The sequence below is a fragment of the Micromonospora sp. AMSO1212t genome, assembly GCF_008868145.1.
In the GTDB taxonomy this organism is placed as follows: Bacteria; Actinomycetota; Actinomycetes; order Mycobacteriales; family Micromonosporaceae; genus Micromonospora; species Micromonospora tulbaghiae.
In genome coordinates, this window is record NZ_WBKS01000054.1 from 1 (window position 1) to 24,383 (window position 24,383).

Consider the following 24,383-nt stretch of genomic DNA (forward strand, 5'->3'; position numbering starts at 1 on the left):
GAAGCCCTGACCGACCCTCCCGCTCCCCGTCCCCACTCCGTCGATCATGAAGTTGACGGCGACAAAACGGACGCGGATCCCCGTCAACTTCATGATCGACGGAGTGGGGACGGGGAGCGGGAGGGTCGGTCAGGGCTTCAGCCAGCGGCGTACCTTGCGGTGTCTTGACCGGTCGCGTGCGCGCAGGACGGCGGGGCGGTCGTGGCCGGCGGCCTCCGCCTGCCTCGCGTGCATCAGGCCGTAGGTGAACGTGTTCTCGCCGTCGGCGTACGCCTGGAGCGCCTGCCGCCGGAGCACCTCCCGCGTGACCACCGAGTCCTGGTGGGTGCCGAGCAGATCCTGGAGCGCCTTGAACCGCTTCACCAGCCGCGAGGCCCGCTTGCCGGCGGCCGGCTCGCGCACCTCCACCGCGTAGCGGGCGGCCTTGAGCTTCTTGCGTGCCTCGTGCAACGCCGCGTCCCCGTCCGGCCCGTCGACCGTGAACGCCCGGTCCAGCCGCTCGTCCGCGCGGCGTACCGCCTTGCGGACCCGGCGGTCGACCCAGTGCCGGCCGACGTCGGCCGGCGGGACGTCGGCCAGCCGGTCCAGGCGGGCCAGCAGGGCGGGATAGCGGTCGGCGTCCAGCGCGGACCGCAGCGCGGTGGTCGCCTCGGCCAGGTCGGCGGCGAACCGTTCGCCGATCCGCGCGGCCACCGGGCCGAGCACCAGCTCGTCCGGCAGCTCGTGCACCGCCTCGGTGAGCCGGGCGGCCATCACCTGGGTGTCGCGGACCCGGCCCAGCTCGCCGCCGAGGCGGCGCAGCTCGGCCCGGACCGCCTCGCTCTCCCGGCGGTCCCACAGGCCCCGGAACGTCCGCAGCGTCGCCCGCAACCGGCGGGTCGCGACGCGCATGTCGTGGACCGCGTCCTCGTCGCCCTGGTACGCGGCCGCGTGGTTGCCGACGATCGCGTCCCGCTGCGCCCGGACGTACGCGAGGACCGGTGCCGCGGGGCCGTCCGGTTCCCGGTCGTCGTAGCGCTCGATCCGGCCGGCGACGGCCCGGTGCGACTTGCTGACCGCCACGTCCCGGGCGCCGGCCGCGCGCAACCGTTCGCCCAGCGCGTCGAGCAGCCCTTCGTCGCCCTCGACCAGTTCGATCTCGATCTCGTGCCAGGTCCGCGCGGTGCCGTCCACCAGATCCTCGGACCGGACGTCGTCCTCGGCCACCTCGGCCAGCACCCGGCCGTCCGCGTCCAGCAGCCGGTGTTCCCGGCGGCGGTTGACGACCCGGGCCGCCGGAGCCACGGGGCGACCGCGCGACGCGGCCCGGATCAGCGCGACCAGCTCGGGCGGCGGGCCGTCGTCGGACGCCCCGGCCGGAAACTGGTGCTCGACCCGGGCGCCACCGACGGCGCCCACCTTGAGATGCCAGCCCGCGTCGTGCCCGCCGGTACGCCGGCGCAGCGCGTGCCCGCTGCGCAGCAGGAGCAGGTCGTCGGTGTCCCAGTAGACGGCGTCCAGATCCGAGACGGTGGCGTCGGACATGGTCACGACGCCACCGCACCCGGTCAGGTCGGGCAGCCGGAAACCCTCGTCGCCGGAGTACTTGCGCTCACGTTCCACGACGGTCGCCATGCGGCCTCCCGTACCCGGCCCGTGCTCCGGCGAACCGGTCTCAGTTCAGTCGTTCGAGCACCATCGCCATGCCCTGGCCACCGCCGACGCACATGGTCTCCAGCCCGATGGTCTTGTCGTGCCACTCCAGCGCGTTGAGCAGCGTGCCGGTGATCCGGGCGCCGGTCATGCCGAACGGGTGGCCGACAGCGATCGCGCCACCGGCGACGTTCAGCTTCTCCTCCGGGATGCCGAGCTGCCGGTACGAGGGGATCACCTGGGCGGCGAACGCCTCGTTGATCTCGACCAGGTCGACGTCGTCGATGGTCATGCCGGCGCGCTTGAGCGCCTGCTTCGACGCCTCGACCGGGCCCAGACCCATGATCTCGGGGGAGAGCCCGGTGACGCCGGTGGAGACGATCCGGGCCAGCGGGGTGAGCCCCAGCTCGGACGCCCGCTCGGCGCTCATGATCACCACGGCGGCGGCGCCGTCGTTGAGCGGGCAGCAGTTGCCCGCGGTGATCCGGCCGTCCGGGCGGAACACCGGCTTCAGGCCGGCCACGGCCTCCAGGGTCACCCCGGCGCGCGGACCGTCGTCGGTGCTGACGACGGTGCCGTCCGGCGTGGTCACCGGAGTGATCTCGCGGGCCCAGAAGCCGTCCGCGATCGCCTTCTCGGCGAGGTTCTGGCTGCGGACGCCGAACGCGTCCATGTCCTCGCGGGTCACGTCGTACACCTGGGCCAGGTTCTCCGCGGTCTGCCCCATGGCGAGGTAGATGTCGGGCAGCTGCCCGGCCTCGCGCGGGTCGGTCCACACCTCGGCGCCCCCCTGGGCGCGGGCCGCGGAACGCTCGCGCGCCTCGGCGAAGCGGGGGTTCTCCCAGCCGCCGCCGACGAGGGCCTGCGCCTCCGGCGGCAGCGTGTCCGAGTTGCCCCGGGCGTACCGGGAGACCATCTCGACACCGGCGGAGACGAACACGTCGCCCTCACCGGCCCGGATCGCGTGCATCGCCATCCGGGTGGTCTGGAGCGAGGACGCGCAGTAGCGGGTCAGCGTGGCGCCGGGCAGACCGTCGAGGCCCATCAGCGTGGCGACCACCCGGGCCATGTTGAAGCCCTGCTCGCCGCCGGGCAGACCGCACCCGAGGTAGAGGTCGTCGATGGTGGTGGGATCGAGCGCCGGGACCTTGTCGAGGGCGGCCTGGACGATGGTGGCGGCGAGGTCGTCCGGGCGGACCTCGCGGAGGGAACCCTTGAACGCGCGGCCGATGGGGGACCGGGCGGTGGCGACGATGACGGCGTCGCGGGGCGACTCAATCGGCATGGAGCAACGTTAACGCGCCGGTAACATGCCCGGGAAGGCGTGCGGCGGGCGGGAAATGTCACCCCGTGGGCGGTCGGCGGTGGTGCCGGAACGCGACGGCCGCCGCCGCCTCGACCGCCGGGAGCAGGGCGTGCGCCCAGACCCGGTAGCCGTCGGCCGACGGGTGGAAGCCGTCGTGGCAGAGCGTGCCCGCGTCCGCGCGGAACACCGGCCCGGTCTCGGTGCCCAGGTCGACCACCGTGCCACCGGCGTCCAGCACGGCCGCCGTCTGGGCCCGCGCCATCCGCCGCCCGGACCAGCCGAGCACCTGGCGCAGCGGCGCGGCGACAGCGCGGACCGCGCCGAGGTCGGGGCAGGTGCCCACCACCACCTCGACGTGCGCCTCCCGCAGCCGGCGTACCGCCGAGCCGAGATAGGCCGCCGCGTCACCGGACCGGGACATCGCGGTGGCGTCGTTCGCCCCGATCAGCACCACCGCCACGTCCGGCCGCTCGCCGAGCAGCGCCCGGGCCACCTGGGTGGCCAGGTCGGTGGCGCGCGAGCCGGAGACCCCCACGCTCGACAGCTGCACCCGGCGGCCGGCCGGTCCCTCGGCGAGCAGGTTGGCGAGCTGACCGCCGATGGTGTCCTCGAACCGGTCGACGCCTACGCCGAGCGCCGACGAGTCGCCCAGCAGCACCAGCCGCAGCGGCGGCGCGTCCGCGCGGCCGACCGTCGCGCGCAGCACCAGACCCAGCTCGGGCTGGGCGTACTCGCGGCTGCGGGCGGCGATGGCCTGGCCGGCCAGGACCGCCGCGCCGCCCACGGTGCCGGCCAGCAGCGACAGGGCCGCGGCCCGGCCCCACCGGGCCACCTCACCGCGCTCGCTCATGACAGCACCCCGCTTCGCTCGCTCATGCCGTTCCCTCCAGCGTTGCCGAGTCGGCGGCGCTGCCGGTCGGGGGCACCGCGCCGACGCCGAAGAAGGCCCGCCGGCGAAGCTGCGCCCACCGCCCGCCCGGCCCGCGGTCGCGACCCCGGAGCTGGGCGCCGCTGACCTCCGTGCCGGCGTGCCGGGCCGCCTGGTGGGCGGCCTCCGGGAGCGACCGTACGCCTTCCACGCCGGGCAGGACAGGCCTGCGTTCCGGGACGACGCCCAGCGCGGACAGCACGGTGGGCAGCAACGCCGCCGCGGCTATCGCGTACCCCTCGGCGGAGGGGTGGAACCGGTCCCAGGCGAACATCCGGCCGGGCTCGGCGGCGAAGCGCGGCCCGAGCATGTCGCCGAGCGAGACGGTACGGCCGCCGGCCTCGACCACCGCGACCGTCTGCGCGGCGGCGAGCTGGCGGCTCCAGCGCCGGGCCAGCCAGCGCAGCGGCGGCTGGATCGGCCGGATGGTGCCCAGGTCGGGACAGGTGCCGACGACCACCTCACAACCGGCCGCACGCAGCGTGCGGACCGCGTCGACCAGGTAGCGCACTGCCACCGGGAACGGCGTGCGGTTGGTGACGTCGTTGCCGCCGACCAGTATCACGGCCACGTCCGGCTCGACCTCCAGCGCGGACTCGACCTGCGGCTTCAGCCCGGACGACAGCGCGCCGACCACGGCGAAGCGGTGCAGCCGGACCGGCCGGTGCAGGCGGCGGGACAGCCCGGTGGCCAGCAGCGAGCCCGGCGTCTCCCGGCGCCTGTGCACGCCGTACCCGGCCGCCGAGGAGTCGCCCAGGATGACCATGGTGACCGGCGGACCGGGCAGTCTCGCGCCGTAGACGCCGTCGCAACGCGGCGGCGGGGCCTGGGCCATCGGGATGGTGCGGCGGGCCTGCCGGGCCTGGCCGAGCAGCACCCCGCCGGTGGCGGCGGTGGCCGCCACCGTGGCGCCCGTGCCGATCGCCGCGAGGCGGGCGATCTGCCGGGCGCGCTGCCGGCGGACCGGCGCGACGGAACCAGCGTCCCCCATGAACCGACAGTATCGCGCCGGTACGACCACTGCTGTCCGTGATCGGATGGCTGGGCGGCGTCCCGACTGGGTATCGATGGGGGAGCGGACGCGGGCTTGCCACCGGGCCGCACCATGGTCGGGCGGAGAGGGGCGAAATCATGGGGAAGACGTTGAAGCGCAGCGCCGCGTTCGCCGCGCTGGCCCGGGCGCTGGCGGCGGGAACGCGGGGCGGGCCGTCGCTCGGGGCCCGGCTGGCGGCGCTGCCGCGGATGATCCGGGCGACCACCCGGGGCGAGTACGACGGCGGCCTGCGCCTGGCGCTGATGGCCGGGGCGACGGCGTACATCGTCTCGCCGATCGACCTGCTGCCGGAGATCCCGCTGGCGATCTTCGGGCTGGCCGACGACGCGGTCATGGTCACCTGGCTGGCGGGCAGCGTCCTCGCCGAGACCGAGCGGTTCCTGGAGTGGGAGGCACGTCGCAGCTCCGTCATCCCCGGGCATGTGGTGCCCTGACGGCACGTACGCTGGTCGGCGAACTGAGGGCTGGCCGGCCGCCGGAACCGACGGCGGCGCGACGAAGGGCACAACGAGGTGCAGTACTACGACAACGTCGTCGAGCTGATCGGCAACACCCCGCTGGTACGCCTGCGCAACGTCACCGAGGGCATCCAGGCCACCGTGCTGGCGAAGGTGGAGTACGTCAACCCGGGCGGCTCGGTCAAGGACCGGATCGCGCTGCGCATGGTGGAGGACGCCGAGAAGGCGGGCATCCTGCGTCCCGGCGGCACGATCGTGGAGCCGACCAGCGGCAACACGGGCGTCGGGCTGGCCCTGGTGGCCCAGCTCAGGGGCTACCGCTGCGTCTTCGTCTGCCCGGACAAGGTCAGCCAGGACAAGCAGGACGTGCTGCGCGCGTACGGCGCCGAGGTGGTGGTCTGCCCGACCGCCGTCGCGCCGGAGGACCCGCGCTCCTACTACAACGTCTCCGACCGGCTGGCCCGGGAGATCCCCGGAGCGTGGAAGCCCAACCAGTACAGCAACCCGGCCAACCCGCGCTCGCACTACGAGACGACCGGCCCGGAGCTGTGGCGGCAGACCGAGGGCAAGATCACCCACTTCGTCACGGGCGTCGGCACCGGCGGCACCATCTCCGGCATCGGCCGCTACCTCAAGGAGGCGTCCGAGGGCCGGGTCAAGGTGATCGGCGCGGACCCGGAGGGCTCGGTCTACTCCGGCGGCACCGGCCGGCCGTACCTGGTCGAGGGCGTCGGCGAGGACTTCTGGCCGGAGACGTACGACCGGTCGGTCGCCGACGAGATCGTCGAGGTGTCGGACAAGGAGTCGTTCGAGATGACCCGCCGGCTGGCCCGCGAGGAGGGTCTGCTGGTCGGCGGCTCCTGCGGCATGGCCGTGGTGGGCGCGCTGGAGGTGGCCCGCAAGGCCGGCCCGGACGACGTGATCGTGGTGCTGTTGCCGGACGGTGGCCGGGGCTACCTGTCGAAGATCTTCAACGACAAGTGGATGGCCCGGTACGGCTTCCTGGACGACTCGGGCACCGAGCCGACAGTCGCCGACGCGCTCGCCGGCAAGCCCGGCGGGCTGCCCGAGCTGGTGCACGTGCACCCGACCGAGACGGTCCGCGACGCGATCGACTACATGCGCGAGTACGGCGTCTCCCAGCTCCCGGTGCTCAAGGCCGAGCCGCCGGTGGTGACCGGCGAGGTGGCCGGCTCCATCGCGGAGAAGGACCTGCTCGACGCCCTGTTCACCGGCCAGGCCCACCTGCACGACACGATCGAGCGGCACATGGGCGAGCCGCTGCCGATGATCGGCGGCGGGCAGCCGGTGAGCGAGGCGGTCGGGCTGCTGGAGAAGGCGGACGCGGCGCTGGTGCTGGTCGACGGCAAGCCCAAGGGCGTGCTGACCCGGCAGGACCTGCTCGCCCACCTCGGCGCGCGCTGAGCGGGGCGGGGGCCCCGGCACTCCGGGGCCCCCGCCCGTTCACAGCTCGCGGGCGTACCGCAGTTGCGGCACCAGCGCCGAACCGATGTGCTCGTCCCGCTGCAGACCGGTGAGGATCCAGCCGCCGCGCTCGTAGAACCGGCGCGCGTGGGTGTTCTCGCGCAGCACCCAGAGCGTGGCGCGGGTCCACCCCCGGGCCCGCATCGCGTCCAGCGCGTCCACCATCAGCGCCCGCCCGGTTCCCCGGCCCCGCTCGGACGGCTCGAGGTGGATCGCGTTGAGCAGCCCGGTCGCCGGATCGCCCTCGTCGTCCGGCCCGAGGTAGCTGAACCCCACCAGCCGCCCGTCCCGCTCGGCCACCGTCATCCGGTGGTCGGCGCCCTCCCAGGTCAGCCGTTCCACCCAGTAGCGCCCCATCGCCTCCGGTGCCGGGTCGGCGAGTGCTTCGGGCGGCAGGAACGACGAGTACGCCGCCACCCGTGAGCGCTGGTGCAGGGCGCCGACCGCCATCAGGTCGGCCTCGGTCGCGGAACGTATGGAGATCGTCACCCGGGCGACGGTACCCGCCGAGGCGGCACCTGCACCGTCTGGAGATCCTCGGCGATCACCAGATCACCGGAGAAGTGCTCCCGGGCCTCGTCGTGGAAGCGGCGCGGGTCGGCGTACCGCTGGGAGAAGTGGGTGAGCACGAGCGTGCGTACCCCCGACTCGGCCGCCACCCGCGCGGCCTGTCCGGCCGTGAGGTGCCCGACCTCGGCGGCGAGCGCCGCCTCCGACTCCAGGAACGTCGACTCGATCACCAGCAGGTCGGCGTGCTCGGCCAGCGCGTACACGCCGTCGCAGAGCCCGGTGTCCATCACGAAGGCGAACCGCTGCCCCGGCCGGGTCACGCTCACCTCGTCGCGGGTGACGCGACGTCCGTCGCGGTCCAGGTGGCCCTCGCGCAGCAGCCTTCCGGTGTCCGGACCGGCGATGCCGTACGCGGCCAGCCGCTCCGGCAGCATCCGGCAGCCGTCCGGCTCGACCAGCCGGTACCCGTACGTCTCGATCGGGTGCCGCAGCCGGCGGGCCTCCAGCGTGCCGATGCCGAGCGTGATCCGCTGCCCGTCGGTGTCGATCGGCTCGACGGCGAGCTCGGCGGTCTCGTAGAAGCTGGAGGCGTGGCGCAGCCGGGCGAAGTACTCGGCGCCGCCGGCCGGGAAGTGCACCGCCACCGGGTGCGGTACGCGGTCCAGCGAGAGCCGCTGGATCGTGCCGGGCAGGCCGAGGCAGTGATCGCCGTGGAAGTGGGTGACGCAGATCCGGGTCAGGTCGGTGGCGGTGATCCCGGTGTGCAGCATCTGCCGCTGGCTGCCCTCGCCCGGGTCGAAGAGGATCACCTCGTCGTCCCAGCGCAGCAGGTAGCCGTTGTGGTTGCGCTGCCGGGTCGGGGCCTGGCTGGCCGTACCGAGCACCACCAGCTCACGCATGGACACGGCACCCTCCCGAGCGCATAAAGCGACCCCCGGGGCTTCCGCGCTCGCGCGCGGGCCGGCTGGACTGGGCCGGCACCCCGGGGGTCGGGTGGCTGTCGTGGTTTCGCCGCACCGCTGCCACACGGTCTCGACGATCCTGCAGGTGCCCGCCTCGCGGCGGACGAGTTTTCACTGTCGAGGACAGCGGCTAGCGGACAGCCACCTCACGAGTCCGATTGCTATACAAGTCTGGACCACCTCCTTTCCCGTGTACCGCCACGCTATCCACTTCCCGGCGGCCGCGGCAACGGATTTCGATCACAGGCGTCAGTCCAGGCCGATCGGGCCCTCGCGCGGCCCCTCCTCGTGCGCCGGCTGCACCGCCAGCGACGGGAAGTCGGCCAGGTCGCCCTCCGGCTCGGCGTCCCACTCCGGGAAGACCAGCGGGCTCTGGAGGTAGAGGCAGAGCAGCTGGGTGAGCTGGTGCAGGCCGTCGAGGTGGGTGCGCTCGTGGCCGTGGGTGGCGTCCACGCCGAACCCGAGCAGCGCCACCCGGGCGTGCGCCCCGGCCTCGACCGCCGCGGCCACGTCCGAGCGGTAGTAGTCGAACACGTCCCGGACCAGGTCGACGCCGTGCTCCTTGGCGATCGAGGCGAGGTTGCGGGTCAGGTGGTAGTCGAACGGGCCGACCCCGTCGCCCATCGCCAGCGTCGCAGCGGTCTCCCGGGACTGCTGGCCCGGCGCGACCACCGCCGCGTCCACCGACACGATCTCCGCGACGTCCGGGTCCAGCCCGTGGCTGGCGCCGTGGCCGATCTCCTCGGTGACGGTGACCAGCAGGTGCGCGGTGACGGCCGGGGTCACCCCGGCTTCGACCATCGCCTTGAACGCGGTCAGCACCGCCGCCACGCCCGCCTTGTCGTCCAGGTGCCGGGACTTCACGTACCCGTTCGGAGTGATGGTCGGGTTGGGCAGGAACGCGATGAAGTCCCCGGCGTCGATGCCGAGCGCCCGCAGCCCGGCCTCGTCGTGCACCGGCTCGTCCACCCGCACCTCGACCAGCTCCCAGCCGACGCCCTGGAGGTCGACCGCCTCGTTGTAGCGGTGACCGCTCGCCTTCAGCGGCAGCACCTGGCCGGTGACGACCCGCTCCAGGTCGTCGGTGAAGATCCGCACGTGGGCGCCCTCGGCGAAGCGGGCGCTGTGCGTGCCGATCGGGTTCACCTCCAGCCGGCCGTTCTCCTTCAGCCGCTTCACCATGCCGCCGATGGTGTCGGTGTGCACCACGATCGCCCGGTCGGCGCCGGTCGACCGGGGGCCGGGCAGACAGGCGCTCAGCGCCCCGCGACGGGTCAGCGTGGAGCTGATCCCGATCGCGGAGAGCCGCTCGCCCACGTACTGCTGGATGTGGTCGGTGCGCCCCGACGGGCTGGGGATCTCCAGCAGCTCCACCAGCACCTGGCGGAGGTAGTCGAGGTCGAGCTTGAGCGGTTGGGGTTTGCGTGCGGTCATGCCCCAGAGCCTGCCGCACCGGCAGGCGACCAGAGTCGCTGCGGTGCCCGGGTACCCGGGAAGAGCAGGTCGACGAAGCGTTCGGCGGTCGGCTGCGGCTCGTGGTTGGCGAGGCCGGGGCGCTCGTTCGCCTCGATGAAGACGTGTTCCGGCCGGTCCGGGGCGGGAACCAGCAGGTCCAGCCCGGTGACCGGGATGTCCAGCGCCCGGCTCGCAGTGACGCACGCCTCGGCGATCGCCGGGTGCAGCTCGGCTGTCACGTCGTGGATCGTGCCGCCGGTGTGCAGGTTGGCCGTCCGGCGGACCGCCAGCACCTCGCCCTCCGGGAGCACGTCGTGCATCCGGTACCCGGCCTCCGCCACCACCTCGCGGGTCATGTCGTCGACCGGGATGCGGGACTCGCCGCCGGTGGCGGCCGCCCGGCGGCGGCTCTGCCGCTCGATCAGCTCGGTGATGTCGTGCACGCCGTCGCCGGTGATCTGCGCCGGGCGGCGTACGGCGGCGGCGACCACCTCGTGGTCGATCACCACGACCCGCAGGTCCTCGCCCGCGCGCAGCTCCTCGATCAGCACGTCCGGGCAGAACCGGCGGGCCAGCTCGACGGCCGTGGTCAGGGCCTCCGGCGTACGCACGCCGACGGTGATGCCGTTGCCCTGCTCGCCGCGCGCCGGCTTGACCACCACCGGACCCACGTCGTCGAGGAACGTCACGTCGTCGGGCTCGCCGGTGGCGGTGCGCCCGCGCGGCACCGACAGCCCCGCCTCGGTGAGGATGCGCCGGGTCACCCGCTTGTCGTCGCAGCGGCTCATCGCGACAGCCGAGGTCAGCTCCGACAGCGACTCGCGGGTGTGGATGGTCCGGCCGCCGGTGGTCAGCTTCAGCTCACCCCAGTGGGGGTCGGTCACCTCCACCCGGATGCCGCGGCGCATCGCCTCGTCCGCGACGATCTTCGCGTACGGGTTCAGCTCGTCGTACCCCTGCGGCATGGCGGGCAGGAACAGGCGCTCGTTGATCGGGTTCTTCCGCTTCACGCAGAGCGTGCCGGTGCGGTGGAAGCCGAGACGCTCGTACAGCCGGATCGCACCCGAGTTCTCGGCCAGCACGGACAGGTCCACGAACGCCCGGCCGCGCCCGTCGAGCCGGTCGGCGAGCGCGGTGAGCAGCGCCTGCCCGGTGCCGGGCGGGGCGGTGTTGAAGTCGACTGTCAGGCACCACAGGCTGGCGCCGTTCTCCGGGTCGCCGAAGACCGCGACGTGGTCCACGCCGGTGATGGTGCCGACCACCTCACCGGTGGTGTCCTCGGCCACCAGGTGCAGGAACCGGTCCGTGCCGGCGTTGTCCACGAGCACCTCGACCGGGGCGGTGACCATGCCGTTGCGGGCGTAGATCCGGTTGACGGCATCCGCGTCGGCGGCGTCACGCAGCGGCCGGACGGTCAGCCCGGGCACCTCGCCGCCCTCGGTGGCGGCGGGCCGCTTCTCACCCAGCGGCAGCCGGTAGGTCAGCGACGGGTCGATGAACAGCTCGTCCGGCAGCCGGGACACCAGCACGTGCGGGTCGCGCAGGTAGATGCAGATGTCCCGGGCGCCGACCGCCTCGGAACGCAGCACGTCGGCCACGTGCACCTGGTCGTCGAACGTCTGCCCGAACACCAGCCGGCCCCAGCCGCAGTCCAGCACCACGCCCGAGGCGTCGGTGGACGCGGTCTCCGGCTGTCGCGGCTCCGGCGTACCCGGTGCGACCGGGTCACCGCCGGGGCCGATGCGTTCGCGGCGGCGCCCCAGCACCCGTTCCCGGTCGGTACGCGCCGCTCCGGTGGCGAGGGTGTCGGTCACGGTCAGTCGATTCCGTGGCTCTGGAGCCACATTTCCAGGAGTCCCAGTTGCCACAGCTTGTTTCCGTTCAACGGGGTCAGTTCGGCATTCGGGTCGGCGAGCAGCGCGTCGACGTAGTCGGCGCGGAACAGGTCACGACGGCGCGCCTCCGGCGAGGTGAGCGCGTCGCGTACCCGGTCGAGGAGCTTGCCCTCCAGGTGGGTGAGTCCGGGCACCGGGAAGTAGCCCTTGGGCCGGTCGATGACCTCGTGCGGCAGGACCCGGCGGCCGATCTCCTTGAGCACGCCCTTGCCGCCCTGGGCCAGCTTCAGCTCCGGCGGGCAGCTCGCGGCCAGCTCGACGAACTCGTGGTCGAGGAACGGCACCCGGGCCTCCAGCCCGTGCGCCATGGTCATGTTGTCGACCCGCTTCACCGGGTCGTCGGTGAGCATGACCTGGGTGTCGATCCGCAGGCCCGCGTCGACGGCGGTCTGCGCCCCCGCGCGGCCCAGGTGCGCGGCGACGAACTCCCGCGCCGGGTCGCCGTCGGCCAGCCACGCCGGGTTGAGCACCCGGGCCAGTCCGGCCGCGTCGCGGTCGAAGAACGCCTTCGCGTACGTCTCGAGCGCCTGCTCCCGGTCCACCCCGGCCAGCGGCGGGTACCAGTGGTAGCCGCCCAGGATCTCGTCCGCGCCCTGGCCCGACTGCACCACCTTGACGTGCTTCGCGACCTCCTGGCTGAGCAGCCAGAACGCGACGCAGTCGTGGCTGACCATGGGCTCGCTCATGGACGCGACGGCGGCCTCCAGCGGCGGCAGCAGGTCGCCGGTGGGCACCCGGATCTGGTGGTGGTCGGTGCCGAACGTCTTCGCCACCAGGTCGGAGTAGACGAACTCGTCGCCCTCCCGGCCGCCGACCGCGTCGAAGCCGATGGAGAACGTGGCCAGGCCGGACCGCGCCTGCCCCTCGCCGGCGAGCAGCGCGACCACCAGGCTGGAGTCGAGGCCGCCGGAGAGCAGCACGCCCACCGGCACGTCGGCCACCATGCGGCGGCGTACGGCGGTGGTCAGCGAGTCGAGCAGCGCGTCCTCCCAGTCCCGCTCGGACCAGCCGGCCCGCTCGGTGGCACGGCTGAACGCCGGATCCCAGTACACCCGCTCGTGGGTGGAGCCGTCCGCCTCGTACACCCGGACCGTGGCCGGGGGGAGCTTGGTGACGCCGGCCAGGATGGTGCGCGGCGGCGGCACGATGCTGTGGAAGCTCAGGTAGTGGGCGAGCGCCACCCGGTCGATCGTGGTGTCGACGCCGCCACCGGCGAGCAGCGCCGGCAGGGTCGAGGCGAACCGCACCACGCCGGGGCTCTCGGCCAGGTAGAGCGGCTTGATGCCGAGGCGGTCCCGGGCCAGCACCAGGCGGCCGGTGTCGCGCTCGCTGATCGCCACGGCGAACATGCCGATCAGGTGGTCGACGAAGTCGAGCCCCCACTCGGCGTACGCCTTGACCACGACCTCGCTGTCGCCGGACGAGAAGAACCGGTGGCCCTTGGCCTGCAGCTCGGCGCGCAGCTCTCGATAGTTGTAGATGCAGCCGTTGAAGACACCGGTGAGCCCGGCGGCGGCGTCCACGATGGGTTGGCCGCTCGCCGCGGACAGGTCGATGATCTTCAGGCGCCGGTGCCCCAGCGCGGTCGGGCCCTGCGACCAGACGCCGCTGTCGTCGGGCCCTCGGTCACTCATCGTGGCCGCCATCCGCTCCACGGCCGAGACGTCGGCGCGTGAACCGTCACGGCGGAACTCTCCCGCAAGTCCGCACATACGAGCCAATGCTGCCAGAGCTTGTTGCAGTTCGCCTGTTGAGACGATGACGAACGTGTGACAGCTTGCTACGATGCGCCGTCACGCAGGGTGGTCGCCTGTCATGCCTTCGGTTCCTGCCTCACTCCACCAGATGTCGGGATTCGGCTCTCGCGGCAGTGTGAGGAATGCCGCAGCGTGCTACTTCTGAAGTAGTGTTGATGTCGTGTCCGTGCCCTTGGAGTCGGTGCCGTTCTCCGAGTTGCTGCGCCGGCCGACGGAAACCGCGGAACGGCTGGCCCGTACCCGGGCGCTGCGGCTGCGTCGCCGCGACGCCGCCGACCTGGTGCTGATGTCCGCCGAACGGGCTGAGGCCGAGGCGGAGGTGGTCGACCTGACCGCGCGGCTGCTGGCCGGCCTGGCGCGGCGAGAGCCGGCCCTGGTCCGTGAGACGCTTCCGACCGTGCTGCCCTGGATGCGGTTCCTGCCGCAGGGGGACGCCGAGCAGATGACCGATGAGTTCATCGCCACGGCCGAGGCCGCAGCGGCCGTCGGCAGCACCGCGGCGGTGTCCCAGCTGCTCGCGGAATGGCGGCACACCGCCGAGGTGCACGCCGATCCCGACCTGCATCGGATCCTGGCCGCGCCCAGCGCCGACGACTTCGGGCCGGTCACGCGCCCGACCGACGAGTGAGCGCGAAGCGCGGCGACCGCGCCGCCCCGCCACCCCGGCCAGGTGGGTACACCCTGCGTTTCGCCACGCGTTCGGGCCCTCGTCCCTGGAGGACGAGGGCCCGAGTGGGGCAGTGCTCGGGTCTGGCTACGCGGTGCGGGCCACACCGACCGGGCAGCTCAGCCCGTTCGGTCCGTGGTTGCAGTAGCCGTTCGGGTTCTTCGTCGGAGCCAGGTACTGCTGGTGGTAGTCCTCGGCGAAGTAGTAGTCGCCGAGCGGAGTGATCTCGGTGGTGATCTCACCCTTGCCGGCCCGGGTCACGATCGGCGCGAACGCGTCCCGCGACGCCTTGGCGGCGGCGAGCTGCTCGTCGGTCGTGGTGTAGATCGCCGAGCGGTACTGGGTGCCCACGTCGTTGCCCTGGCGCATGCCCTGGGTCGGGTCGTGGTTCTCCCAGAAGACCTTCAGCAGGTCCTCGTAGGCGATCTTCGACGGGTCGTAGACCACCTGGACCACCTCGGCGTGCCCGGTCATGCCGGAGCAGACCTCCTCATACGTCGGGTTGGTGGTGTACCCGCCCGCGTAACCGGCGGACGTGGTGATCACGCCGGGGAGGGTCCAGAACAGCCGCTCGGCGCCCCAGAAGCAGCCCATGCCGAAGACGGCGACCTGCGCGCCCTCGGGGAACGGGCCCTTCAGTGAGGAGGGCAGGACCTCGTGCCGGTCGGCGATCGGCATCGCGATCGGGCGGCCCGGCAGGGCCTGGTCAGGAGAGATCATTTCGGCCTTCATGCGGCGGAGGAACACGGTGGGACTCCTCTCTTGGCTTTCCCAGCGTGTGCAACAGCGTCGCCCCCCGGTTCCTTACCCGCCCACGCCGGGGTCAGGCCAGCGCCGCCGAGATCGCCCCGGCGAACTCCGTCGCCTCGGCGTCGTCGGCGTACCGGGTACGCGGCCAGAAGAAGCCGCGCAGCCCGTCGCCCTTGGTCCGGGGCACCACGTGGGTGTGCAGGTGCGGTACGGACTGGGACACCCGGTTGTTCATCGCCACGAACGTCCCACCGGAGCCGAGACCGGACTCCACCGCCACGGCCATCCGTTGCACCAGCCGGAAGTAGCCGGGCAGCGCGTCGGCGGGCAGGTCGGACAGGGTGACCAGGTGGGTGCGGGGCACCACCAGCACGTGGCCCTTGAACACCGGCCGGGTGTCGAGGAACGCGACCCCGTCCGGCTCGTCGGTCACCCGGAAGGCCGGCACCTCGCCCGCCACGATCCCGCAGAACACGCAGCCGCTCATCCGGGCAGGGTATGCCCGTCCGGGCCGCCGCGCGCGGCGCACCGCCCCCACGGCGTCCAGCGATTGTGGTAACTATTCACAGGTCTGGATCAGCACGCTCGGGGGCGATGGTGCTGACGCGCGACGGGGACCGGCCCGGTCCCCGTCCGGTGTGCTCACCGACCGCCTCCGAGGACGGTCCGGCAGCCATCCGGCCGTGGCCACCGCCGCGGCCGACCTCGTGAAGGGAACACCCTTGCGCCTCGACAGACGCCTCGCGCCGGCCCTGGCCGCGCTCACCGGCATGCTGCTCGCCGCCGTACCCGGCGTGTCCGCCTCCGCCGCGGCCGCGCCCCGGGCCGTACCCCTGCCGATCGCCGACGCCGCCGACGTGGTCGCGGCCGGCGACCGGATCTTCGTCAGCGGCGGCCGGAACTCCACCGACGTGGTGGTGACCGCCGCGAACGGCGACCTGGTCAGCACCCTGTCCGGCCTGCCCGGCCCGACCGACCTCCAGCTCAGCGCGGACCGGCAGACGCTCTACGTGGCGTTGCCGTCGGCGAACGCGATCGCGGCGGTGAACACCGGCACCCTCACCGAGTTCGCCCGGTTCGACACCGGCACGGCAGCCTGTCCCTCCTCGCTCGCGCTGACCGGCCGCTTCCTGTGGTTCGGATACGGCTGCGGCGGGTGGGACGGCAACATCGGCCGGCTCGACCTGGGCCGCCAGCCGGCCGTCCTCACCACCGGCCTGGGCCGGGAGACCTACTACGGCGCGCCGCTGATGACCGCCCCCCAGCAGAACCGCACCGTGCTGCTGGTCGGCCAGCCGGGGGTGAGCCCGGCGTCGGTCGACGCCTACGCCATCGGCACCGGCGGCGCGCTCAGCTTCCTGCGGACGAACGACTTCATGGCAGTCGGCAGCAACCTGCGGGACATCGCCCTGAACCCGGCCGGCGACACCGTCTACACCGCCTCCGGTGCTCCGTACGAGGTGCAGGCGTTCCCGCTCGCCGCCATCACCGCCCCGACGGCGACGTTCCGGACCGGCGCCTACCCCAACGCGGTCGAGCTGACCCGGGACGGCACCCGGGTGGCCGGCGGTGCCGACGCCTCCTACGACCCGGACGTGTTCGTGTTCGGGCTGGACGGCACCGAGCAGGCCCGGTTCGAGCTGGGCGCGGACCTCGTACCCGGAGGGCTGGCCTGGTCTCCCAACGGCGCCCGGCTCTACGCGATCACCTCGGACTGGACCGGCGCCCGCCCGGCCACCCTGCACGTGCTGCCGGTACCGGCGGTCTGACCGTCCCGCGCCGCTCCCGCCGACGGGTGGGAGCGGCGCGGCACCCCGCGACGGGGACATCGCGTACCGAGGGCGGACGCAGGGACTAGCCTTCGAGGGCATGAGCCACGGCTTCGAGACACTCGCCATCCACGCCGGTCAGGACCCGGAGGCCCGCACCGGTGCGGTGATCCCCCCGATCTACCAGACCAGCACGTACGCCCAGGACGCCGTCGGCGCGCCCCGCGAGGGCTACGAGTACAGCCGCTCCGGCAACCCGACCCGGGACGCGCTCCAGGAGTGCCTGGCCGCGCTCGAGGGCGGTCCGGTGGGGCTCGCCTTCGCCAGCGGTCTGGCCGCCGAGGACGCGCTGCTACGGACCGTCTGCAAGCCGGGCGACCACGTGGTGATCCCCGACGACGCGTACGGCGGCACCTACCGGCTCTTCGCCAAGGTGGCCGAGCGCTGGGGCCTGGCGTACACCCCGGCGAAGGTCTCCGACCCGGACGCCGTGCGCGCCGCGATCCGCCCGGGCACCACCAGGATCGTCTGGGTGGAGACGCCGACCAACCCGCTGCTCGGCATCGCGGACATCGCCGCGCTGGCCGCTGTGGCACACGACGCCGGCGCGCTGCTGGTGGTCGACAACACGTTCGCCTCGCCGTACCTCCAGCAGCCGATCGCGTTCGGCGCGGACGTGGTGGTGCACTCCACGACCAAGTACGTCGGCGGGCACTCCGACGTGGTCGGCGGCGCGCTCGTCGCGGCGGACCGCGCGCTCGGCGAGGAGCTGCGCTACCACCAGAACGCGATGGGAGCGGTGAACGGCCCGTTCGACGCGTGGCTCACCCTGCGCGGCATCAAGACCCTCGGCGTACGGATGGACCGGCACTGCGACAACGCCGAGCGGATCGCGGCCTACCTGGACGGACACGCCAAGGTCGCCCAGGTCCTCTACCCGGGCCTGCCCTCGCACCCCGGCCACGAGGTGGCCGCCAAGCAGATGCGCCGGTTCGGCGGCATGATCTCGTTCCGCGCGGCGGGCGGCGAGGAGCACGCCGTGGAGATCTGCAACCGGGCCCGGCTGTTCGTGCTCGCCGAGTCGCTGGGCGGCGTGGAGTCCCTGATCGAGCACCCCGGCCGGATGACACACGCGAGCGCTGCGGGCTCGCCGCTTGAAGTTCCCGGCGATCTCGTGCGACTGTCTGTCGGCATCGAGACGGTCGACGACCTGCTCGCAGATCTGGAGCAGGCCCTGGGCTGACCGCTGGCTGGGGAGGGTGGCAGTGCCGGAGATCTTGCCGACGACCTGGGTCGGGACGACCGCGAAACAGATCGCCCGGGCGGTACGCCGTGGCGACGTCTCCGCCACCCAGGTCGTCGCCGACCACCTGGACCACGTCGCCCGGGTGGATCCCGAGCTGGGCGCGTTCCGCGCGGTACGCGGCGGCGAGGCGATCACCGAGGCGGAGAAGGTCGACGAGCAGGAGGAACTGGCGAACCTGCCGCTGGCCGGCGTGCCGGTGGCGGTCAAGGAGAACACGCCCGTGGCCGGCCTGCCCACCTGGAACGGGTCGGCGGCGATGCGTACCGAGGTGGCGGAGGCCGACCACGAGGTGGTCCGGCGGCTGCGCGGCGCGGGCGCCGTCATCCTCGGCGTGACCCGGATGCCGGAGCTGGGCCTGTGGGCGCTCACCGACGACGCCAGCGCGGTGACCCGCAACCCGTGGGACCTGACGCGTACCCCCGGCGGCTCGTCCGGCGGCGCCGCCGCCGCGGTGGCCGCCGGGCTCGTGCCGATGGCCCACGGCAACGACGGTCTCGGCTCGATCCGCATCCCGGCGGCCTGCTGCGGTCTGGTCGGGCTCAAGCCCGGCCGGGGCGTGGTGCCGTGCCAGCTCGGCGCGGACGACTGGTTCGGCCTCACCGAGCACGGCATGCTGACCAGCACGGTGGCCGACGCGGTGGTCGGCTTCTCGGTGCTGGCCGGCCGCCGGCCGGACAAGCTGGTCCCGCCGGAGCGGCTGCGGGTGGGCGTCTCGCTGCGCTCGCCGGTCCGCGGCGTCTCGCCGGACGCGCCGAACCGGGACGCGGTCGCCGCCGCCGGCCGGCTGCTGGCCGCCGCCGGCCACGACACCGTGCCCGCCGACCCGGTCTACCCGACCCGGCTCGGCCTCCAGGGCATCGCCACCTGGTTCGCGGCGGCCGCCGCCGACGTGCGCGCCGCCGGGGTGGCGCCGCGTCAACTCCAGCGACGCAGCCGCCGGCACGTCACGCTCGGCGAGTGGGCGCAGCGCCGGGGGTACGTGCGCGAGACCGACCGGGCCGCCTGGCGCGAACGGTCCGTGCACTTCTTCGCGGACAACTCGATCGACCTGCTGCTCACCCCGGCGCTGGCCGGGCCGCCGCCGGAGGCCGCCGGCTGGTCCGGCCGCTCCTGGCTGGCGAACATGTCGACGAACATCAGGTACGCCCCGTACGCGGCGCCGTGGAACATCGCCGGGCTGCCGTCGATCGTGGTGCCGGTCGGGCGCCGCCCGGACGGGCTGCCCGTCGGTGTGCAGCTCGTCGGCCCGCCCGGCTCGGAACTGCTGCTGCTCGGGGTGGCCGGCCAGTTCGAGATGCAGGCGCCGTGGGCCCGGCACGCCCCCGGCTATCCCCGCGTCGGAACGGGGTCGCCGGCCACCGCGTGATCGTCTAGCGTGTGCGCACCCTGTCGCGCACACCACCTCGGACGGTCCCCGATGCACTGCCAGACCTGCGGGGACGCCACGTCCCCGGCCTATGAGGAGTGCCGGCGCTGCGGCACCCGGGTCGGTCAGCCCGCCGTGAGTCCCGGCGTGCCCACGTACGGCGTGCGTGGCCTGGCCGTGGCCGGCGCGATCGCGGTCGGCGCCGCCACCCTGTGCTACCTGTTGACGGCCCTGTTCCCGCTGGTGGGTGTGCGGATGGCCCGCTCGGCCGCCGAGCAGCTCGACCGGGACGTGCTGCTCGGCGCGGTGCTGGCCGAGGTGCTGTTCTCGCTGCCCTACCTGCTCGCCCTCCTGACCGCGGGGACGCTCGTGGTCATCTGGACCTGGCGGGCCCGCAAGAATCTGGACGCGTTCCCGGGCGCGGTGCCGAACCTCAGCCCGGCGTGGGCGATCGCCGGGTGGCTGGTGCCGCTGGTCAACCTCGTCGTACCGGCCCGGGTGCTCGCCGACCTGCTCCGCAACAGCGTCTGGCAGCGCCGCCAGTCCTGGCTGGTCGGGGTGTGGTGGGCGAGCTGGCTGGTGTTCCTGATCGGTGACCGGTTCGTCGCCCGGGCCGAGCAGCAGCGCTACGACCGGCTGACCGAGCTGCCCCGCAACGACGCGGAGTTCGGCACGTACGTGCGCTTCTACGAGGACGCGCTCGGGCCGCGGCTGGTGCCGGCGGTGGCCTGCCTGGTCGCCGGGATCGCGTTCGTCGTACTGATCCGCCGGATCTCCGCCGCCCAGCAGGACCGGCTGTCGCGGGCAGTACCGGCATGGCCCGGTCGGCCGGTCTGGCCCGGACAGCCGGGTTGGCCCGCGCCCGCCGCGCCGGCGCCTGCCGCCTTCGCGCCTGCCGCGCCCGGCGCCTTCGAGCGCGCTGGTCCCCGCGACGGCGCGGACGGTGCCTCGACGACGTCGCCGCAGGCTCCGCCCGCCTCGGGTGGCACGATCGGGGCATGACGGAACTGGTCGGTCTCGCCGACGTACAGGCCGCGCGGGAACTGCTCGCCGGTGTCACCCGTACCACCCCGCTGGAGCCGTCGCGGCCGCTCAGCGCTGCGTTCGACGGGCCGGTCTGGCTCAAGTGCGAGAACCTCCAGCGCGCCGGGTCGTACAAGGTGCGCGGCGCGTACGTGCGGATCTCCCGGCTCTCGGCCGAGGAGCGGGCCCGCGGCGTGGTCGCGGCGAGCGCCGGCAACCACGCCCAGGGGGTGGCGCTCGCCGCCGGGCTGGTCGGCGCGCACGCCACCGTCTTCATGCCGGTGAACGCGCCGCTGCCGAAGGTCGCCGCGACGAAGGGGTACGGCGCGCAGATCGAGCTGGTCGGCAACACGGTGGACGAGTCGCTCGTCGCGGCGCAGACCTTCGCCGAGCGGACCGGCGCGGTGTTCATCCACCCGTTCGACCACCCGGACGTGATCGCCGGGCAGGGCACCGTGGCGCTGGAGATCCTCGAACAGTGCCCGGACGTGCGCACCATCGTGACCGGGGTGGGCGGCGGCGGGCTGGTCTCGGGCATGGCGGTGGCGGCCAAGGCGCTGCGTCCCGACGTACGGGTGATCGGGGTCCAGGCGGCGAGCGCCGCCGCCTTCCCGCCCTCGCTGCGGGCCGGCGAGCCGCTGCGGCTGCCCTCGTTCGCGACGATCGCCGACGGGATCGCCGTCGGCCGTCCGGGCGAGCTGACCTTCACCCATGTCCGCAAGCTCGTCGACGAGGTCGTCACGGTCTCCGAGGAGGACATCTCCCGGGCGCTGCTGATGCTGCTGGAACGCGGCAAGCAGGTCGTCGAGCCGGCCGGCGCCGTCGGCGTGGCGGCGCTGCTCGCCGGCGCGGTGGAGGTGACCGCGCCGGTCGTCGCGGTGCTCTCCGGCGGGAACATCGACCCGCTGCTCATGCTCCGGGTGATCGAGCACGGCCTGGCGGCGGCCGGCCGGTTCCTGCGGATCACCGTGCGCTGCACGGACCGGCCCGGCCAGCTCGCCTCCCTGCTCGGCGAGATCGCCGAGCACCGGGCCAACGTGGTGGACGTGGTGCACCAGCGCGCCAACCCGCACCTGCGGCTCGGCGAGGTGGAGGTGGCCCTGTCCGTGGAGACCCGCGGAGTGGAGCACTCGGACACGTTGATCAGCGCGTTGCGAGCCAGCGGCTACCAGGTGGTCTTCACCGGCGAGGGCTGAGCCTCCGGCGGAACGCGAACGCCACAGCGGAAACGCGAACGCCCCGGCCGGATGATCCGGTCGGGGCGTTCGGGTGTGCGGCTCGGGTCCGAGGAGGGCCTGTCAGCCTCGGTCGGGTTCGGGACCCGAGCCATCCGGCGCGGGTCCGGAGGGGTCAGCCGCTGTACGGCTCGAAGGAGACGATGGTCACCTTGATATCGGCGCCGCTGGGCGCGGTGTAGGTGCAGGTCTGCCCCGCCTTGCCGCCGAGGATCGCCTTGCCGAGCGCGGACTCGGGGCTGTAGACCGTGAGGTCGGTGGTGGAGGCGATCTCCCGGGAGCCGAGCAGGAAGGTCTCGCTGTCGTCGGCGTCGTCGTCGAAGTAGATCTTCACGACCATGCCCGGCGACACCGCGTCGGCGTCCGGCGCCTCACCGACCTTGGCGGTGCGCAGCAGCTCCTTGAGGTAGAGAATGCGGCCCTCGGCCTTGCCCTGCTCCTCACGGGCGGCGTGGTACCCACCGTTCTCCCGCAGGTCGCCCTCCTCGCGCCGGGCGTTGATCTCGGCGGCGATGACCGGCCGGTTGGCGATCAGCTCGTCGAGCTCGGCCTGCAGGCGGTCGTAGGCGTCCTGGGACAGCCAGGTGGCGGGCGCCTTGTTTCCATTTGTGGACACAGGCGGTCTCCTCGATTGGTGCGGACTGGCTGACAGGTGAACTTGCAAGGCTACCAGTGCGGGTCGCGTCGAGGTGTGATCAATCACCCCGGGTGCCGGTGACGGGACCGGGGTGTGGTGGCCGGCGACTCGCCGGCGGCCCGGCTCAGCCGGCGGGCCGGCAGCGCAGGACCTCGCCGATGAACGGCCGGGCGCTCGTGGGCACCTCCTGCCGGGTCCGGATGTGGCGCTGGCCGGGCTCCGCGGTCACGGTGGCCTCGGCGCTGCCCACCTGGGCCCCGTCGTGGGAGCGGGCCCGCAGCAGACAGGTGGCGGAGCCGCCCGGGGGCACGGTGACCCGGAAGTCGACCACCACCCGGGAGTCGGTGATGTCGGTGTAGCTGATCATCTCGCCCTGGTACTCCGGGTCGCCGTACTGGTAGTAGAGCTTCGCCGCGCCCAGCCCGAGGACGGCGAGCAGGACCGTCACCGTGAGGGCGAGCAGGAGAGGCCGGCGGCGTCCCGGCTCGCGGCGGCGGCCGTAGCGGCCCGGCGGAAAGGCCGGCGCCTCCGCGGCGACTGTGGCGTGCGTCTCGCTCACCGGCGGGTATCTCCTGGCGTTGTTGTCGGCGGCATCGGCAAGAATGGCTAGGTCCATCTTCCCAGCCCGGCGCTGAGTCAAGGATGGCAGGTCGGCCTGGACCGGCGGGCGTGGCCCTGGCCACTCCGGTGGCGGGCCCGGCCGGCCGTCAACGGGGGCTTTCGCGGGCGCGGGGGGAGATTCCGGCAGGTCAGCCGACCGGCGGTTCGGTCGGCGGGCACAGACGAGGAGCGCCGAAGGTGGCAGAACAGCTGCGTCTCATGGCGGTGCACGCCCATCCCGACGACGAGTCGAGCAAGGGCGCCGCCATGATGGCGAAATACGTCGCCGAGGGGGTGGACGTCCTGGTCGTCACCGCCACCGGTGGCGAGCGGGGCAGTGTGCTCAACCCCAAGATGGACCGCCCCGACGTCTGGGCGAACATCGGTGACATCCGGCGGGCCGAGATGGACGCCGCCCGGGCCGTCCTCGGCGTCGAGCAGGCGTGGCTCGGCTTCGTCGACTCCGGGCTGCCCGAGGGCGACCCGCTGCCGCCGCTGCCGGAGGGCTGCTTCGCCCTCCAGGACGTGGACGTCGCCGCCGCGCCACTGGTGCGCCTGATGCGGCAGTTCCGCCCGCACGTCGTCACCACGTACGACGAGGAGGGTGGTTACCCGCACCCGGACCACATCATGACCCACAAGATCACTGTGGCGGCGTTCGACGCGGCCGGTGACCCGGAGCGCCACCCCGAGCTGGGTGAGCCGTGGCAGCCGCTGAAGCTCTACTACGACGTGGGCTTCTCCCGCGCCAAGATCATGAGCCTGCACGAGGCGGTGCTCGCCGCCGGGCTCGAGTCGCCGTACGGCGAGTGGATGAAGCGCTGGGACGAGCGCCCCGACAAGGGCGCCCGGATCACCACCCGGGTCGAGTGCGCCGACTACTTCCCGGTCCGCGACGACGCGCTGCGCGCGCACGCCACCCAGATCGATCCGGACGGCTTCTGGTTCCAGGTGCCGATGGAGCTGCAGAAGCGCGCCTGGCCGACGGAGGACTTCCAACTCGCCCGTTCGCTGGTCGACAGCCCGCTGCCCGAGTCCGACCTGTTCGCGGGCGTACGTGAGGCGTGCCGTGCCCACTGACCCGGCCGGGGTCTACCCTGGTGCTCAGTCGCACATCGGAGGAACACCATGCTGACCACCGTCGAGGTGCTCGCGCAGAACAACTTCGGTGACACCCGCACGGGTGGTCTGGCCGGTCCGATGGGCCTCTTCCTGATCGTCACGCTGGCCACCGTCACCGTCCTGCTGATCCGCAACATGAACGCCCGGCTGCGCCGGCTGCCCGACCGCTTCCCGCAGCAGGGCACCCCGGGCCGGGCCGATTCCGCAGTCGTCGATCCGACAGACGGGCTCGTCGAGCAGGATTCACCGACGAACGCGCCCAATGGCTCCGAGCAGCACCGGAACAGCTGAACACCGCGTGAATCACGTCGAAGCCGGTCGTCGCCCCCTGTTGCGACCACCGGCTTTGGCTTAGCCTTCCGCCGGGGGGACCGTCAGGCCCTGGACCCTGCGCGGAAGGGGGACGCCGATGTCGAAGACAGCACCGGCCCCCGACCATGCCCCGGCCCGACCCGTTGACGGGGCG

At 73.3% G+C, this 24,383-nt stretch carries 23 protein-coding genes; 10 read left to right on the forward strand and 13 right to left on the reverse strand.

Translation table 11 applies throughout. The annotated features are described in order from the left end of the window. Window positions 1-129: 129 nt before the first annotated feature. From F8279_RS15820 to F8279_RS15835, 4 genes are read right to left on the reverse strand one after another with little or no spacing between them, the layout of a single operon-like run. Window positions 130-1,614 carry a CYTH and CHAD domain-containing protein gene (locus F8279_RS15820; RefSeq protein ID WP_151500354.1) on the reverse strand — a complete coding sequence of 495 codons (1,485 nt, stop codon included), beginning with the start codon at window positions 1,612-1,614 and terminating at the stop codon, window positions 130-132. A 40-nt stretch (window positions 1,615-1,654) separates the two neighbouring features. Continuing rightward, window positions 1,655-2,917, reverse strand: a complete 1,263-nt coding sequence (locus F8279_RS15825; protein WP_151500355.1) for an acetyl-CoA C-acetyltransferase — start codon at window positions 2,915-2,917, stop codon at window positions 1,655-1,657. 58 nt (window positions 2,918-2,975) lie between these two features. Further along, entirely contained in the window at window positions 2,976-3,788 is an 813-nt protein-coding gene (locus F8279_RS15830) for an SGNH/GDSL hydrolase family protein (RefSeq protein WP_091418512.1), read from the reverse strand. A gap of 22 nt (window positions 3,789-3,810) precedes the next feature. Beyond that, window positions 3,811-4,857, reverse strand: coding sequence for an SGNH/GDSL hydrolase family protein (locus F8279_RS15835; RefSeq protein ID WP_151500356.1), 1,047 nt, complete (start codon window positions 4,855-4,857; stop codon window positions 3,811-3,813). A gap of 140 nt (window positions 4,858-4,997) precedes the next feature. Between F8279_RS15835 and F8279_RS15840 the strand changes: the two genes are divergently transcribed. After that, window positions 4,998-5,354 carry a YkvA family protein gene (locus tag F8279_RS15840; RefSeq protein ID WP_013474058.1) on the forward strand — a complete coding sequence of 119 codons (357 nt, stop codon included), beginning with the start codon at window positions 4,998-5,000 and terminating at the stop codon, window positions 5,352-5,354. 78 nt (window positions 5,355-5,432) lie between these two features. Further along, window positions 5,433-6,803 (forward strand): cystathionine beta-synthase, encoded by a 1,371-nt coding sequence (locus tag F8279_RS15845; RefSeq protein WP_091418516.1) that lies wholly within the window; start codon window positions 5,433-5,435, stop codon window positions 6,801-6,803. A gap of 39 nt (window positions 6,804-6,842) precedes the next feature. Here the strand turns inward: F8279_RS15845 and F8279_RS15850 are convergent, their stop codons facing one another. The 5 genes from F8279_RS15850 to F8279_RS15870 form a co-directional block, all read right to left on the reverse strand. Then, the gene (locus F8279_RS15850) at window positions 6,843-7,352 is read right to left on the reverse strand and encodes a GNAT family N-acetyltransferase (RefSeq protein ID WP_151500357.1); all 510 of its coding nucleotides are present in this window, start codon (window positions 7,350-7,352) and stop codon (window positions 6,843-6,845) included. Beyond that, window positions 7,349-8,278 (reverse strand): ribonuclease Z, encoded by a 930-nt coding sequence (locus tag F8279_RS15855; RefSeq protein ID WP_151500358.1) that lies wholly within the window; start codon window positions 8,276-8,278, stop codon window positions 7,349-7,351. The genes F8279_RS15850 and F8279_RS15855 overlap by 4 nt, the downstream gene beginning before the upstream one ends. Before the next feature lie 306 nt (window positions 8,279-8,584). Beyond that, window positions 8,585-9,769, reverse strand: coding sequence for an osmoprotectant NAGGN system M42 family peptidase (locus F8279_RS15860; RefSeq protein WP_151500359.1), 1,185 nt, complete (start codon window positions 9,767-9,769; stop codon window positions 8,585-8,587). Then, window positions 9,766-11,604 carry an N-acetylglutaminylglutamine synthetase gene (gene ngg / locus F8279_RS15865; protein ID WP_151500360.1) on the reverse strand — a complete coding sequence of 613 codons (1,839 nt, stop codon included), beginning with the start codon at window positions 11,602-11,604 and terminating at the stop codon, window positions 9,766-9,768. The genes F8279_RS15860 and ngg overlap by 4 nt, the downstream gene beginning before the upstream one ends. Window positions 11,605-11,606: 2 nt before the next feature. After that, a complete protein-coding gene (locus F8279_RS15870; protein ID WP_151500361.1) occupies window positions 11,607-13,397 on the reverse strand; it encodes an N-acetylglutaminylglutamine amidotransferase in 1,791 nt (596 codons plus the stop codon). A gap of 205 nt (window positions 13,398-13,602) precedes the next feature. On the opposite strand from F8279_RS15870, the gene F8279_RS15875 reads away from it, so the two are divergent. Then, window positions 13,603-14,070: a hypothetical protein gene (locus tag F8279_RS15875; protein WP_151500362.1), complete on the forward strand. Its 468-nt coding sequence runs from the start codon at window positions 13,603-13,605 to the stop codon at window positions 14,068-14,070. 126 nt (window positions 14,071-14,196) lie between these two features. Here the strand turns inward: F8279_RS15875 and msrA are convergent, their stop codons facing one another. Together msrA and F8279_RS15885 are read right to left on the reverse strand one after the other, a co-directional pair. Then, complete coding sequence (gene msrA / locus F8279_RS15880) at window positions 14,197-14,856, reverse strand: peptide-methionine (S)-S-oxide reductase MsrA (protein ID WP_151500363.1); 660 nt, start codon at window positions 14,854-14,856, stop codon at window positions 14,197-14,199. A gap of 76 nt (window positions 14,857-14,932) precedes the next feature. Continuing rightward, entirely contained in the window at window positions 14,933-15,346 is a 414-nt protein-coding gene (locus F8279_RS15885) for an HIT family protein (protein WP_151500364.1), read from the reverse strand. 235 nt (window positions 15,347-15,581) lie between these two features. Here F8279_RS15885 and F8279_RS15890 point away from each other — a divergent pair, with 235 nt between their 5' ends. The 5 genes from F8279_RS15890 to ilvA all read left to right on the forward strand — a co-directional run bounded on the left by F8279_RS15890 (window position 15,582) and on the right by ilvA (window position 21,519). Continuing rightward, window positions 15,582-16,628, forward strand: coding sequence for a YncE family protein (locus F8279_RS15890; protein ID WP_151500365.1), 1,047 nt, complete (start codon window positions 15,582-15,584; stop codon window positions 16,626-16,628). Window positions 16,629-16,728: 100 nt separating this feature from the next. Then, window positions 16,729-17,871, forward strand: coding sequence for a cystathionine gamma-synthase (locus F8279_RS15895; RefSeq protein ID WP_091418541.1), 1,143 nt, complete (start codon window positions 16,729-16,731; stop codon window positions 17,869-17,871). 16 nt (window positions 17,872-17,887) lie between these two features. Beyond that, on the forward strand, window positions 17,888-19,300 hold the full coding sequence (locus F8279_RS15900; RefSeq protein ID WP_091418543.1) for an amidase: 1,413 nt from the start codon (window positions 17,888-17,890) through the stop codon (window positions 19,298-19,300). A 51-nt stretch (window positions 19,301-19,351) separates the two neighbouring features. Then, a complete protein-coding gene (locus F8279_RS15905) occupies window positions 19,352-20,302 on the forward strand; it encodes a DUF4328 domain-containing protein (RefSeq protein ID WP_151500366.1) in 951 nt (316 codons plus the stop codon). After that, window positions 20,299-21,519, forward strand: coding sequence for a threonine ammonia-lyase (ilvA, locus tag F8279_RS15910; protein WP_091418547.1), 1,221 nt, complete (start codon window positions 20,299-20,301; stop codon window positions 21,517-21,519). The genes F8279_RS15905 and ilvA overlap by 4 nt, the downstream gene beginning before the upstream one ends. 154 nt (window positions 21,520-21,673) lie before the next feature. Here the strand turns inward: ilvA and greA are convergent, their stop codons facing one another. After that, entirely contained in the window at window positions 21,674-22,174 is a 501-nt protein-coding gene (gene greA / locus F8279_RS15915; RefSeq protein WP_091418549.1) for a transcription elongation factor GreA, read from the reverse strand. Between the two features lie 145 nt (window positions 22,175-22,319). Next, on the reverse strand, window positions 22,320-22,754 hold the full coding sequence (locus tag F8279_RS15920; RefSeq protein ID WP_091418552.1) for a DUF4307 domain-containing protein: 435 nt from the start codon (window positions 22,752-22,754) through the stop codon (window positions 22,320-22,322). Between the two features lie 239 nt (window positions 22,755-22,993). Between F8279_RS15920 and mca the strand changes: the two genes are divergently transcribed. Together mca and F8279_RS15930 are read left to right on the forward strand one after the other, a co-directional pair. Beyond that, window positions 22,994-23,875: a mycothiol conjugate amidase Mca gene (gene mca / locus F8279_RS15925; protein ID WP_151500367.1), complete on the forward strand. Its 882-nt coding sequence runs from the start codon at window positions 22,994-22,996 to the stop codon at window positions 23,873-23,875. A gap of 48 nt (window positions 23,876-23,923) precedes the next feature. Continuing rightward, on the forward strand, window positions 23,924-24,208 hold the full coding sequence (locus tag F8279_RS15930) for a hypothetical protein (protein ID WP_151500368.1): 285 nt from the start codon (window positions 23,924-23,926) through the stop codon (window positions 24,206-24,208). Window positions 24,209-24,383: the final 175 nt, after the last annotated feature.